Origin of the sequence: Ensifer sp. ENS11, from assembly GCF_014851895.1 — a bacterium.
GTDB classification, from domain to species: domain Bacteria; phylum Pseudomonadota; class Alphaproteobacteria; order Rhizobiales; family Rhizobiaceae; genus Ensifer; species Ensifer canadensis.
Genome location: NZ_JACVAN010000013.1, coordinates 40583 through 54425 on the forward strand (window position 1 = coordinate 40583; position 13843 = coordinate 54425).

Consider the following 13843-nt stretch of genomic DNA (forward strand, 5'->3'; position numbering starts at 1 on the left):
TAAACTCGCTGTGAACCGACTGCCATCACTGACGCATGGATATGCGAGTGCTGGTCGGCCGGAACTTTGCGCGCCTGCGTCGGGAAAAGGGACTGACGCAGGAGCAGGTCGCTGCCCGCTCTGGCTTCAGCCAGCAATATGTGAGCGACCTTGAACGCGGCAAGCGCAATCCCACCATCGTCAGCCTCTACGAACTCGCTCAGGTTCTGGGCGTGAGCCATCTCGACCTTGTGAGATTCGAGAAGGATGACGACGCCTCGTCGTCTTAGTCAGCGACCGACCCGGTGACCCGAACTTTGCTACGCTGAAGGGCGACGCGATGATCGGTCATCGGGATCAAGCGGCGGACCGTATCCAGCGGTTCTTTCTCGAGGGTGACTGTCAGCACTCCTACACCGTCGTCCATCTCGGCGACCACTTTCCCCCAAGGGTCACAAACAAGGGAATGACCGTGGGTTTGGCGGACCTCGCCACTCGGCATTGGATAGGACCCGCACTGACCGCAGGCGACGACATAGGCCTGAAACTCAATCGCGCGTGCACGGCAAAGAACCTCCCAATGATCCGCGCCGGTCTGCCGGGTGAAGGCGGCAGGCAGGATAAAGACATCTACACGTTCGCTCGCCAGGCGGTCGAACAAACGCGAGAAACGAAGATCGTAACAGATGCAGCATGCTATCCTAAAGCCACCCATCTGGTAGATGAGCAGTTCCCGGCCCGGCGCAACCGTTTCGGATTCGGCATAACGTTTGCCGTCTGGCGCTGTGATGTCAAAAAGGTGGATCTTGCGGTATGCGCCCACCTCGCGACCGTGATCGTCGAAGACGACGGTCGTGTTGAAGATGCGCTCGCGACCGACGACCGCCTCGAGAAGACTGCCCGCATGAACCCAAACGCCGTGCTGGGCGGCAAAGCGCTGGACCATCCGATAGGCCAGTCCGTGGGGCACCTGGTCTGCGGCATTTTTCTTGTCCTGCACCGTCCCTCCGGTCCAGTCGAAGTGCTCCGGAAGGACAATGAGGTCGGGCCGATCGAGAGCCATCGCCTGAAGCATCAACCGCTCGGCTTCTTCAAGATTTAGCGCGCGGTCGGGCTGCGAGTTCATCTGGATGAGCGAGATTTTCAAGGGTTTGCCTCCGGGTTGAAATTGAAGATGGACTGGCCGGAAGCCAGATGGGATCGCGCGCGTGACGAACGCTCTTGGCGAATGATCGCGGCTTCAGCGAGTTGCCGCATTCGCTCGACATCAGCAACGAAGACGCCTTCGTTGTCCGCAAGCACCGCATAACCGGGCAGTACCGCTGCTCCGCCACAGGCGATCGGGACATTGATCGATCCACCGACCCGGAAGGCCCGGTTTGTCGTCTTGGCGGAGACCCCGCGGCACCAGACAGGAAGCCCGACAGCCGCGATCTCGTCTGCGTCGGTGCATGGCCCGTCGATGACAATTCCGCGCCCGCCCTTTGCCTTGACTGCCGTCGCAACTCCACCGCCCACACAGGCGATGTCGTCTCGATCCACACGCGCAATGACGAGGAAGTCTCCCGGCATCAATAGATCCACGGCCCGATAGATGACCGTACCGTCGCGACCCGGAGCCGCGACGGTCACAGCCGATCCCGCCGCTCGTGCAGGTACGACCGGGCGAACATTGTCGCCGACAAATCCCAAATGCTCGATATGCCCGATGGTAGCGGTCTCGACCAAACCCAGAAGATCGATAAGGTCGAGCGGAAGGGAAGGGCTGCGAGCGTTCACCCGATAGTCCTGCATGATGGCTGCCTTTTTCTCAGGAAGTGGCTTGAACCGGTTCAGACCGGCCGCTCACCGGAGGTGGTGGTGCGATGCATGATCCGGATCGTCGCGGGGTCGAAGCCATCCCGGCGATGCATCGTGCAACGATTATCCCACATCATGATGTCGCCGACGTTCCACTGCTGGACGAAGACCAGCTTCGAATTGGTCGTGTGATCCCAGAGTTCGGCGAGAAGCGCCTCGCTTTCATCCAGAGGCATGCCGACGATCCACGCACCTTCAGCCGTTCCGCCGAGATAAAGCGATTTGCGACCCGTCTCGCCATGGGCGCGGACCAGGGGATGGACGATACCACTCCATTCCCGGAAATCACGGCTGGAGGGTACGGACTTGCCGAGCCGCAGCTTGCCGGTCTTGTCGTAGACGTTCTGGAAGAAAATCTGCCGACCATCGACCGACTTCTTCAAGGCGTCAGGCAGGGTATCGTAAGCAAGATAGGTAGACAGGAAGTAGGTATCGCCGCCAGACGGCGGCACTGCCACCGCACGCAGGATCGCGCCGGCCGGCGGGCGCTCGTAGAACCAGGTGTCGGTATGCCAGGTTGCCTCACTGTTGCCCATGGCCCCGCTCGGTTTTCCATCCGTCATCGCATTGCTGATGACAAGGATCTCCTTGTGGGTGGGATGTCCGCCCTCTTGGAGCTGCTTGGGATGGATAACGAACTCGCCGAAGTGCCGGGAAAACGCGACCTGTTGCTCATCCGTCATCGTGGTGCTCTTGAAGCGCAGGACGCCGTACTGCAACCAGTAGGACCGCACCTGCGCGATGTCGTCTGCGCTATAGTTGTCGAAGTCGAAGCCCTCGATATCCGCGCACACATTGCTGTCGTGCTGCACGGCGCGAAGTTTGTTTTTCATCAGCATTTTCAATCTCCTTGGTCGACCTATCCATGAGGTCGAAGCAATCGTAGGGCGGGCCGCCAAGGTGTTTCCAATATCCATCCGTTTGCATCTATTGGGGCGGCCTATCAGTGCTTTCACTCGGCAAGCGGCTGGATATCGCCGGGGTCGATGCCGAGCAGGATGCGTTGCCCGATCTCCGGTGGAGCGCCGGAGCGTGAGGACCGGACGAGAACTGCCAGCCTTATGTTTTCGCCGGCTTCGACCAGGATCTCGTAGCTGCCGCCGAGGTTGACGATCCTGCGCACGACACCATGGACTCGGTTCAAGCCGTCGGCCACGGGCGATATTCCCTCAAGGATCGAGATGCTTTCGGGGCGGATGGAGCAATAACGAACATCTCCGGTCCGCTCACAGGACCTGGCTTTGAGTACCGGACCACCATCGTCGATCGCCAGCTCGACAAAGCCGCTACACTGCGTCACGCCCGCGACCGGAAGGATGTTGGACTTACCGATGAAATCGGCAACAAAACGGGTGCTCGGGTCCCGGTAGATCGTGGCGGGCTTGCCCTCCTGGGCGACGACGCCCTGCCACATGACGACGATCCGATCCGACATCGCCATTGCCTCCTCCTGGTCGTGCGTCACGTAGACGAAGGTCATCCCGAGCTGCTCGTGTATCTCCTTCAGTTCCATCCGCATCGCCTCGCGCAGCTTTAGATCGAGGTTGGAAAGAGGCTCATCGAGGAGCAGCACGGACGGGCGCGGCGCGATCGCCCTGGCGAGTGCCACCCGCTGCTGCTGTCCACCGGACAGCTCCCTTGGATAACGGCCGCCGAACCCTTCGAGATGCACGCTTCGCAGAGCACCGGCCACTGCGGTCGTGATTTCCTCGCGCGCCGTCCCCTTCATCTTGAGGCCGAAGGCAACATTCTCGGCAACCGTCATATGCGGGAACAAGGCATAGTTCTGAAAAACCAGTCCGATGTTGCGCCTTTCCGGCGGTACACGGATCTGGCTCTTCCCGCGAATGCGGATGTCGCCGCGTGTTGGCGCGCTGAACCCCGCGATCATGTTCAGCGTCGTTGTCTTGCCGCAGCCCGACGGCCCAAGAATGCTGACAAACTCTCCCTGCGGGATAGCGAGATTGATGTCTTTGACGACGGGCATGTTCGCAAAGGATTTGCTGACGGATACGAGTTCGATATCGAGATTGTTCATTTGCTTCCACCGTGGAGCTGCGCCGAGAACCCGCCGATCTTTTCGAAGAGAAAGATGACCGCGAGGATGAAGATCATGGAGGCGACGTTGACGGCCGCCATGACCGGGTCGAGGCTGTATTCGAGATAGTTGATCACCGTGATCGGAAGAGTCGTGTCGCCAGGCCGCACGAGGAAAACCGAAAGCGGGATGTTGTTGAACGAGATGATGAAGGCGAAGGTAACGCCCGAAAGCACGCCCGGTTTGATCATCGGCAACAGCACATGCCTGATACGCTGGCCCTTGCTTGCGCCGAGGATCTGCGCGGCCCGATCGAGATTGCCATCGAAATTGGCAAGTGAGGTCGCGACCATTCGCGTGACGAACGGAAGAGCCAACACGACATGTGCGGCGATCAGGGCCGGCGTTCCGAGAAACCCCTGGAACCCGATCATCGACAGAAAGAGAACGATGGCCACGCCCTTGACAATCTGTGGCACCGAAAGCGGCGACAGCAGATAGGACATCAACACATCGCTGCCCGGTATGCGTTCGTAGACCACGGCATAGGCTGCGAGCAGCCCGAGAACGCCACTGACGGTCGCGACAATCACGGCGATCTTGACACTGGTGAGGAACGGTCCAAGCCAGCGATCGGCGAACAGATCGCCGTACCATCTGGTCGTCCATTCCCACGGTTGGAACGTGACGCCAGATGTCGGGCTCAACGACGCTGCAACGACGACGACAATCGGCAGTGTGATGAAGACGAGGACTGAAATGAAGGCAAGCCAGAATAATAGCGAAAGCAGCCTGTTCACGACACGTCTCCCTTGAGGTTGCCGCTCTGGGCACGCAGCCGGCTTTCGTAACGCACGCCGACGAACGAGATGGCGAGCATCATCACGAGAAGCGCGATCGCCATGACCGCGGCGAAGGGCCAGTTGATATAGAAGAGCACTTGCTCATAGATCATCGTAGCCAGCACCTTGAAGCCGGCGCCCCCAAGCAAGGCGGGTGTGGCGTAAGCGCTGGCTGCCATCGTGAACGAAATCAGCAACGAACTGACGATGCCCGGCACCGAAAGCGGAAGGATGATATGCCTGACGACGGCAAGCCTTGAGGCCCCCAGCATCTGCGCTGCGCGTTCGAGGTTCGGATCAATGCCCTGGATACTGGTCGTGAGCGACAGGATCCCGAAGGGCAGCACAACATGCGTCAGACCGACGACGACGGCGAACAGGTTCTTTGACAAGGGGAGAGGCGAAGCGATGATGCCGAGATGGATCAGGGTATCGTTGATGAACCCGCGATCCTCTAGGATGATGAGCCATCCGTAGGTCCTTAGCACAACGCCTGCCAGTTCCGGCGCAAGAGCCAGCCCGAAGACGAGCGCACGCCAGCGCGTTTTCGAGCGCGCTAGAAAATAGGCGACCGGATAGCCGAGAACCGTCACCGAGACGGCAACCAAGGCAGACATGATAGCCGTTCGACAGAAACCAGCGATCGACAGACCGTCAGTGAAGAACCTGGCGTAGTTGTCGAGCGTTGGCGCGAGCGTCTCTGCACTTGCAAAGCTCATGCCGATCATCATTCCCATCGGCAAGGCGAAGAAGATCAAAAGACCGAGGAAGGATGGGGAGAGAGCAAGATAGGCGAAGGGCGACCAGATGCGTCGGCGCTGCGCGGTTGCGGGCAGTTCGATGGCAAGCGTGTTCATCGGCCCGCCCTCTCATCGTGCCTGCGGAACAATATCGCGTTCCCAGCGCTCGGCCCATTCGGGCAGCTTGGACGTCAGGCGCGCCAGGTCGGGAAGGTGCAGCGTCTCGAGGTCGGCCTCAGTGGTAATCTGACGGCTGCGCAACGCCTCCGGCACGTCGATGTCACTGCGCGCACTTCCGACCTTGTAGCCGGCGACCCAGGCCTCCTGACTCGTCTTCTCCAGGAAGAAGTCGATGAATTTCATCGCCGCGGGTTTATTCTCGGCGCCGACCGGCACATTGAGCGTGGCGATCAGCGGGATCGTGCCTTCCTTCGGCCTGACGTAGTCGACAGGAACGCCTTCATCGACCATCAGTTGCGCACGTCCGTTCCAGAAGGGCATTACCCAGACCGTGCCTTCTCGCATGTAGCTCTCAAGGATCGCCGAGGATTGCTCGAACCCGATCGCGTGCGCCGAGACGCGTTGCATGGCGGCAAAGCCCGGCTCGATATTATCGAGGAGGTCACCGCCATTGCTCACCGACATCATTTCAAGCAGATAGACCGCCATGATGTTTTGAAAGGTCGGAAGGATGATCTTTCCATCAAGTGCCGGATCGAGGAGGGCGGACCAGGAGTCCGGCGCGGCCTTCAGAGTGTCTGTGCGATAGAGCAGCGAAAGGTACTGGACTTCATGGACGGCGCCACAGGGGCCTGCCGATTGCGAAAGGCTGGGTGCAAGCTTGCCGAGATTGGGAACCAGAGCCGCGTCAAGCTTCTCCAGAAGCCCATCCTCGCAGCCCTGAAGCGACTGCGACGCGGTCATCACCGCGACATCAAAGCCCGGACGACCTCTGGTCGCCTTGATCTTGGCGTAGTCCTGCTGCGCAGAACCGACGGCGTCATAGACGACGTCTATCCCGTAACGGTCCTCGAACGGCTTGATGATCCTTTCGTGGATAATGGCCTCATATGGCCCGCCGTAGCTGTTGAGGACCAGCGTTTCGGCGCCGGCCAGTCCGGATTGCCCGGCAAAGGCAACGGAAAAGATCAATGCGAAGCATCGCTTTGTTCCCACGATTTTTCTCCCATTCGTGTGTCTTTCACGGCGAATGGTGCTGGGTTGGAGTCCGTGGGTCTAATACCGTTCGGCTAGGATTATTGTCCTGTCGCAATCAATGGTTCGAGTCATCGAACAAGGAGTTCGGCTACAACCGAACAAGACCGACGGGGCCCTGCCGGACAGCGATCTGTAGGCAAGGCTGGGAGGCACCCACAGAGGCTCGACAAATGTCGCGACTTGGAGATTGCCTTCAAATGCAAGATGCAACACCCGTTGTCTCCCCGCGATCACGATATCTCAGGTGACTTGCAACACCTCTCCGGTGTCATGCTTTTTCACGAAGTCGACCCGTGAGCCATCCCAGTGATAGCTATAGTGACGGCCTTGCATCGGAACCGGGATTACGTCCGGCCAGAAGATGCCGATGCATAGTCCACCCGGCATCCGAACGCTGTTCCACAAGAGGCCGTCGCTTCCTGCGGCGCGCAGGGCATGCCCCTCCAACTGCGACGCTGTGTAGTCGTCTGGATGCAGGGCATCCGGCACCGCGCTCACATCATCAAGCTCGCGATCGATACTGCCGATAAGAACACGGAAGTCAGCCGTCCAACCGGGTCCCTCGCTTGTTGCTCGCATGAATCTTTCATGATGATGAATGGTTTCGGCAACAGCAACGTCTTCATTATCGCCGGCATAGTAGATCCCGTAGCGACCGTCCGTGAAGCGGCCAGGCCGTAACGTGGAACAATGTACGAAGGGCGCCATGACCAGACTTGCGCCCGGGCCGGCCACGCGGCGACCAGCCGGAACCTTGCCAAGGTCACCGACCTCGAGGCGAATGCGTGGATTGGTTTTTTCTTCTACAGATACGAGCGCTTCCCAGTCGCGAGGGTCGGCGATATCTTCAAAGAGATCGATCGGCGGATAGATCGAGCGGATGATGCGATAGGTTTGCGGCCATTGAACGAGGGTGCGGACGGCCAGTCCACTCACCATGCACCGCGCTCCGCATCGATCCATTCACGCATGGCGGATAGATCGGACATCTCGCCGCGCAACATCATGGCAAGAGCACTTTCGCCAGCAAAGGCGGTGTTGGGCTTGCGAATCCAAGCGTAGCTGCGCGCCGGCTCGTTGAAGAGATAGCGTAGCCCTTTGTGGATGCCCATCAGATGAGCCATTCTCATCCTCAGATCCCGGTCGATTCTGCCGATGTTACCGTCTTTCCATCGAGCCCAGGTGCGCGCAGAAAGCCCGCCAAGCAGGGTGCACGCCTCGGCATCGGAAAGCTCCCAGGCCTTGAACAGATTGACGGTCGTGCGTGCCAGCGCTCCGGCTTCCTGATCCGTGATAACACCGTTGTTTGTCGCAGCAGGCGTGGCAACAATCGGTTGGAGCAGCATATCGCACCTCACTTTCTGGCATAAATATAATCCTATTTTGCCAATTGGCAAGCATGCCGCGATGAGCGGGATGTTCAGCGCACCGGTCCATTGATCCTTGAAAGATCAACACGGATCTCAGAACGCCCTGAGGCGGCTCCGACGGAGTTTTCATCAGTTTCAACGGGTTCAGTTTGAAGCCCGTGAGCCTCATCAGGTGTGCCTTCTACGGCATCATCAACGGCAGTTTCAGCATAGGAATCCGCACCCTGCGCCCGAAACACCTTGGCGCCCTCGAATTCCCCTGTCTTCCAAGCATGAACGGCGTCCTCGAAAACCTCTGGCAACACATCCTTCTCGAGGGAGCTGCCATACCACTTCGCAACGATCCGCAGGATCTTTGCAAACATCTTCGTTCCCATGCGCAGGTTGTCACAGGCATCGAGGAGATCCGGCTTCGGATCAGTCGTGTCTTTGAAGGCGAAGCTGGCTGGATATTGCGTGATCCCGACACGCACAACGGAGCTGACGACATGCCGGCGGATGATTTCCATTGCCTCGCCACGTGCCCTTGCCTTCGGCACGAGGATCAACCGATCACCCGATCGGGCCGTGATAAATAGCGGATCCAAGGATCCGGCCACCTCGACAAACCGCTCGACAATGGCCGGCTTCAGGGATTGGTCAGCGCATTCTTCGATCAGCGCGGCATCGATCATCCGGCTCTCCCAATCAGATGTTGAACGAAATCACGACCGGCTTGCCGAAAAGCCGAGCCCAGGCGACCGCGCTTGCGCGCTGGACCGAGACGATCGATGTGGCTTGCGCCCACCAGCCATTGCCGATGGCCACCAACACGTCGGGAGCATGCGTCATCGACTGAAGGAAGGGCCAGACGAGCAATTGTTCGTAGCAAATGAGTGGCGCGATCCTCAGCCCTTCGATTTCCGCAACCGGATTGGCAAGGAAATACGCTCGCGCACCGCCCGATTGTCCGAGCAAAATGCGCCATGGCTGCCACATTGAACCGGGTACGGGCATGCGCGCACGATAGAACACGGTGCTGCCCATCGACGTAACCAGGACCATGACACTGTCATAGCCATCCCGCCCGGCCAGCGCTGCGCCGGCAACCACACCGACTTCGAGACCACTCAAGCCATCGGTCCAGATACGCTCGACGGTCGGCGTCCAGAAGCCGAGCGTGCTTTCCGGCAGGACAATCAGACGGACGCCTTGCTGCGCCTCGTCCCGAACCGTTGCAATCAGGTCACGGTGCCATTGCAAACTGCCCTCACGGCCAAGAGCCGCACCCAGTTTGAGATCGACCCCGCGCCACCCCTCGGGTGAGACTGGGTCCGTCCAGAGAGCGGCGGACCAAAGCCAAAAGCCAGATATGGCGATTGCTGCAGCCGGCCAGAGCCAAGTCGTCAGGACTGCAAGGCCGGCTGCAGCAGTGGCAAATCCAAACCATCCCCATCCCGGAAAAACGACGCCGGCGGCCGTGATCGGGTGTGCCCATCCTGTGATGCCAAAAGGCGGAGCCGCCATGAGTACGCCGGCTATGATATAGCGGACGGCCCTGCCTTTTCCCGACCGTTCTGACCAAAGCGCGGTGTGGACAGCGACAAAGGCAACGGAGGCTGCCAACCAAAGCAGAAGACCTGACCAGAGGTCCACCTCATAGTAATTGGCGACGCCTTGCGGCAGGCCGCGCGACGCCGCGAGAAAATAGCCCGCGGAAACGAGAGCGGCACCTGTCCGCGTCGGTGCTTGTGACCATAGAACCGGAAAGGCGAACGCCACTGGCAGAAGCAGAGCTTTCCCGCTCCATCCAACCCAACCGGCAGCCACGGAAAGAGCGACGAGGCCCACGACAAGGCAGTGTTCACGGCGCATAGGTCACCACCTCTCGGGCACGGCCAAGCATGCCCGACAGCGGGAGCGGACCGAAATATCGGGAATCGTATGAACCGGCGAAGCTCGAAAAAAGAAAGACGTGCCCGACAGGTACGATGCCACTGGCAAATGGCTGTAGTTTCCTGCCCGCGCCATCCCGCACGGCAAGCCTCGAGTGCGGCAACGCCTCGCCATCAACGCGGATATCGGCGCCGATGTCGACGCGCTGTCCCCCAACGGCAACAACCGTCTTGATCAAAGGCGCGAGTCCACCTGGGCACAGGCCGAAGCGGAGATACCCTCTGGCACGCGCCTTGCGCATGACATCGTTGACCGGTGGACAGATGAAGATGAGATCGCCCGGCATGACCGGTCGATCGAGTGGCTCAATCCGCCAGAGGCCGAGCGGTTCGCTTGGCGTAACATTGATGCGGCCGCCGAACGTCCCGAACACGACGATGCCGGCGGCACCGATGGCGGCCACCGTCATCGCTGCTGCGACAAACCGCCATGATCGGCGTCGACGACGCGTGGTAACGAACATGCCAACGGTCATCTCGGATAAAGCCCCTTCGCTTGTGTCTGATGCAAGGTTTCTGCCTGCTTCAGCGCCTCCGTGGTGCGCGCTGACGCGGCGAGTTTCTGGACCGTACGCATGGAGATCCACGCCTCGTGGACTTCGGCTTTCTGTGTCGGGTTCATTCCCGCTGTAACACTGGAAAACACTTGGCCGTTCGCGTCCTTGGCCGCGATCCCGAGGAGCGCGCGCTCGCCGAAACGGGCGTTGACTGCCATGGTGAAAGCTTCCAGCTCCGCTTTCACCTGGCGGTCGGCTAGGGCGAGTTCAACACTCGCAGGACGATCATTGCGTTCGATTGCATCGCGGATACCCTCAAGGATCTGCCTTGCATTTTCAGACAGAGCAGGGATCGCGATCGATGCCTTGAGCCGAGCCGCGCTCTCTTCCATCTCATGGCGGCGTTCCGTCTCGGCGCGCGAGCGCAGATAGCGTTCGAGATTTCGAGCCAGTGCGGCAACATTGGCAAGCGCACGCTCTCGATCCTGCTTATCCGTGCGGCTGGCGAAGACGCCGGTTTTGCCTTTCAACGCGCCGAACCTTTCCGGTTCTGCGCCGATCCTGGCAATGGTCAATTTCGCTGTGGCATCGTCCTTCAGCATGGCGTCGACATCGACGGCCTTGAATGCGGTGTCCGGCTGCGCGTAGACGAAGTGGAAACGCTTCGAGACATCCTCCCATTGGATCTTCAAACCGGGGTCGGCGGCGACCTTTTCCTCCACCGCCTCTTCGAGAGATCTCGCGAATGTCGTGACGCCAGAAACTACAGGCTTTGCCTCCTGGATTGCTTCCGCGGTTCTGGTGCTTGCGGATAGACCGAGCTTCTCGGCGATGGTGACGAAGCGAGCACCGAGGTCGGCAAGCCTCGGGCTCTGCCGAATGGTCCATTGAAGACGATCACGCATGAGGGTGCGCGCGACATTGACGAGATGCAGTCCGCGGGCTTGTGCGAACCTAAGTGCATGGCGGTAGAAGGCACTCTTCTCGTAATCGAGTGTCGTTTCCTTCGCATTTCTACGCGATAGGATCGGAATCAATCCGCCGCTCTTCGAGAAGGATCGGCGGCCGTAATAGACACCGAGATCCTCGCGATGGCGGGTCATGGCGACATAGGTGAGATGGCGGTCGAGCGACAACGATGCGAGCACCTTCACCCGGTCAACAGTCGCGCCCTGGGATTTGTGAATCGTCGTTGCGTAGCCGACATCGACGTTTCGATAGAACCGTTGTTCGACAGTCACCTGACGCCGGTGCTCACCCTCGCCGATCTCGGCGACGATCCGGCCCGGCGCGGCTTCCACGACCTTTGCCAGCATTCCGTTCTTGACGCCGAGCGAGCCCTCATTCTTCAGGAACACGATCTGGTCGCCGGTGGCAAACTTGCGCTTGCCATCCTCAGTCCCGAACACAAATCCTTCAGCGACGATGCCGCGTTCGACGAGTTTGGCACGAGCCATCTCGTTGAGCATCCGGACATCACGCCGAAGGTGTGCGAGGATCAAGCTGGTCTTTTGCGGATCGTAGTCACGGTTCCAGTCGGCGATCAGATTTTCGACCGCTTGCGTCTTTAGCTCCGACCCCTTGAAGTACCCATGCGCACGATAGGCATCGACGGCCTTTCCCACGTTGCTCCGCGCCAGATCGAGCGAGGCCTCGCGCATCCAGTGCTCGCGCTGGCGGTAGATGGTTTCGAGTTCCGCGTAACCGATGCGGTCGGCAATTGCCCGGAAAGCGGCACCCGCCTCGATCGGCTGCAGCTGTTCCGGGTCACCGATCAGAACCAGCTTGGCCCCAGCCTTCGTCGCCGCTTCGACGAACATCGCCATCTGCCGCGACGAGACCATGCCTGCTTCGTCCAGAACGAAGACGGTCTTATCATCGAGCTGGTTGCGGCCCTCGTTCCAGCGTAGCTCCCACGACGCCAGCGTGCGGGACCAAATGCCTGCATCTTTCTCCAGTCCCTCGGCAGCTTTACCGGCGAGCGCCCCACCAACGACGCGATAGCCGGCCGCTTCCCAGGCCTCTCGGGCCGCCTTCATGATCGTGGTCTTGCCGGCACCAGCGCGGCCGACTATGGCCGCGATCCGCGTGGCCCCTGTGACATGTGTGATCGCGGCCCGCTGTTCCTCCGACAGGCGGGCATGACGCGAGAATGTCGTCTTCAGAACCGCTTGCCCGACACCGTGCGACGAACGGTGAGATAGCCAGATCGCGCGATTGGCCATCTCGGCTTCGAGCCGGATCAGTTCCCGTGTCGTGTACTTGGCAGTAGCCCGTAGGCCGGTGACAAACTCAATCCGCTCGCGTTCAAGACGGAGTGTCTGAGGGCTCTGTAGGATCCTTGCGATCAGGTCCTGAAACAGACTGGCATCGTCAATATAGCGATGCAGGATCCTGGCTACATCTTGGCTGTCAAAGACGCTCTTCTCGCGGGTGATGAGGTCGAGGACAAGTTCCGGACTGCGCTGAATGCGGCGGGCGTTTGCCGCGCGTCGTTCTTCCTGCAGCTCCAATCGTTCAAGCGGAAGAGCTTGCTCGGTAGACTTCGATTTCCGCTCGATCGCCTTTGTCCCGACTCCGAGATGAATGGTCGGCGCCAGTTCAATCCCTTGTTTTTCGAAGGACCGGCCGTCAATGCGGATGTCGATGCCTGCAAGCGCCAGATGCCGGTTCTGACACGCGAACCAGCCATCGCGGAACGTGTTGAAGTCATCCGCGCTCCCAGCCCAAAGTTCATAGACTATCTTGCCGGAATCATTGCGCATCGGGTTACCGTCAGGTCCGAGCACGGCGACCTTCTTGCCGCCGAAACTGTCCACGGTGAGCGGGCGCAATGTTGTCATTAGATGCACATGCGGATTGCCGGGTGCGTCGTGATAGACCCAATCCGCCACCATGCCTTTCGACGTGATATGCCTTTCGACGAACTCGCGGACGAGGGCGATGTTCTGCTCGGCGGTCAGCTCGATGGGAAGTGCGATGGTTACATCCTTGGCAAGCTGCGCATCGGCGCGCTTCTCAAAGGCTTCGACCCTGTTCCAGAAAGCTTCGGAAGCGCCCGAGACCGAGCGATCAGCAACCATGCTCTTGATCCAAACGGGAGCATCAGCCGGGAAAACGAACTCCTCATGCAACAGGCCCTGTTTACGGGTGTAGTCGATCGTCCGGGCTTCCCGCTCGTAGTCCATTTTGGCGCAGTGGCGATAGGCGGCCGACAACACCGCGCTGCGGCCGGAGCCACGGGCGACGACGCTGACGGAGAAGTGGGGGACGGCCATGGCGGTGTTCTTTCCCGGTTGTAAACGAAGTCAATGGGTTCGTCGGGAGGGAAAGGCTTGGACTAGCCTCAAGCAAGGGCGTCGCGT

General features: G+C 59.9%; 14 protein-coding genes. 1 reads left to right on the forward strand and 13 read right to left on the reverse strand.

The annotated features are described in order from the left end of the window. The first annotated feature begins 35 nt into the window (after window positions 1-35). Window positions 36-269 carry a helix-turn-helix domain-containing protein gene (locus IB264_RS22355; RefSeq protein WP_192434106.1) on the forward strand — a complete coding sequence of 78 codons (234 nt, stop codon included), beginning with the start codon at window positions 36-38 and terminating at the stop codon, window positions 267-269. Here IB264_RS22355 and IB264_RS22360 read toward each other — a convergent pair. The 13 genes from IB264_RS22360 to traA form a co-directional block, all read right to left on the reverse strand. After that, window positions 266-1126 carry a carbon-nitrogen hydrolase family protein gene (locus IB264_RS22360; RefSeq protein WP_192434108.1) on the reverse strand — a complete coding sequence of 287 codons (861 nt, stop codon included), beginning with the start codon at window positions 1124-1126 and terminating at the stop codon, window positions 266-268. The genes IB264_RS22355 and IB264_RS22360 overlap by 4 nt on opposite strands. Next, window positions 1123-1773, reverse strand: coding sequence for an RraA family protein (locus tag IB264_RS22365; protein ID WP_210335655.1), 651 nt, complete (start codon window positions 1771-1773; stop codon window positions 1123-1125). Before IB264_RS22365 ends, IB264_RS22360 begins: the two co-directional genes overlap by 4 nt. A gap of 38 nt (window positions 1774-1811) precedes the next feature. Continuing rightward, entirely contained in the window at window positions 1812-2678 is an 867-nt protein-coding gene (locus tag IB264_RS22370) for a TauD/TfdA family dioxygenase (RefSeq protein ID WP_192434110.1), read from the reverse strand. 113 nt (window positions 2679-2791) lie between these two features. Next, window positions 2792-3877, reverse strand: coding sequence for an ABC transporter ATP-binding protein (locus IB264_RS22375; protein WP_192434112.1), 1086 nt, complete (start codon window positions 3875-3877; stop codon window positions 2792-2794). After that, entirely contained in the window at window positions 3874-4677 is an 804-nt protein-coding gene (locus tag IB264_RS22380; protein ID WP_192434114.1) for an ABC transporter permease, read from the reverse strand. Before IB264_RS22380 ends, IB264_RS22375 begins: the two co-directional genes overlap by 4 nt. After that, window positions 4674-5576 (reverse strand): ABC transporter permease, encoded by a 903-nt coding sequence (locus IB264_RS22385; RefSeq protein WP_192434115.1) that lies wholly within the window; start codon window positions 5574-5576, stop codon window positions 4674-4676. The genes IB264_RS22380 and IB264_RS22385 overlap by 4 nt, the downstream gene beginning before the upstream one ends. 12 nt (window positions 5577-5588) lie before the next feature. Continuing rightward, on the reverse strand, window positions 5589-6611 hold the full coding sequence (locus tag IB264_RS22390) for an ABC transporter substrate-binding protein (protein WP_246811815.1): 1023 nt from the start codon (window positions 6609-6611) through the stop codon (window positions 5589-5591). 306 nt (window positions 6612-6917) lie between these two features. Further along, on the reverse strand, window positions 6918-7616 hold the full coding sequence (locus IB264_RS22395) for an RES family NAD+ phosphorylase (protein ID WP_192434116.1): 699 nt from the start codon (window positions 7614-7616) through the stop codon (window positions 6918-6920). Beyond that, window positions 7610-8023, reverse strand: a complete 414-nt coding sequence (locus IB264_RS22400; RefSeq protein ID WP_192434117.1) for an MbcA/ParS/Xre antitoxin family protein — start codon at window positions 8021-8023, stop codon at window positions 7610-7612. Before IB264_RS22400 ends, IB264_RS22395 begins: the two co-directional genes overlap by 7 nt. 74 nt (window positions 8024-8097) lie before the next feature. Next, window positions 8098-8721, reverse strand: coding sequence for a conjugal transfer protein TraH (locus IB264_RS22405; RefSeq protein WP_192434118.1), 624 nt, complete (start codon window positions 8719-8721; stop codon window positions 8098-8100). Between the two features lie 13 nt (window positions 8722-8734). Further along, window positions 8735-9901: a conjugal transfer protein TraB gene (locus IB264_RS22410; RefSeq protein WP_192434119.1), complete on the reverse strand. Its 1167-nt coding sequence runs from the start codon at window positions 9899-9901 to the stop codon at window positions 8735-8737. Then, the gene (traF, locus tag IB264_RS22415) at window positions 9891-10445 is read right to left on the reverse strand and encodes a conjugative transfer signal peptidase TraF (RefSeq protein ID WP_246811808.1); all 555 of its coding nucleotides are present in this window, start codon (window positions 10443-10445) and stop codon (window positions 9891-9893) included. Before traF ends, IB264_RS22410 begins: the two co-directional genes overlap by 11 nt. Window positions 10446-10453: 8 nt before the next feature. Beyond that, window positions 10454-13756 carry a Ti-type conjugative transfer relaxase TraA gene (traA, locus tag IB264_RS22420; protein ID WP_192434121.1) on the reverse strand — a complete coding sequence of 1101 codons (3303 nt, stop codon included), beginning with the start codon at window positions 13754-13756 and terminating at the stop codon, window positions 10454-10456. Between the last annotated feature and the right edge of the window lie 87 nt (window positions 13757-13843).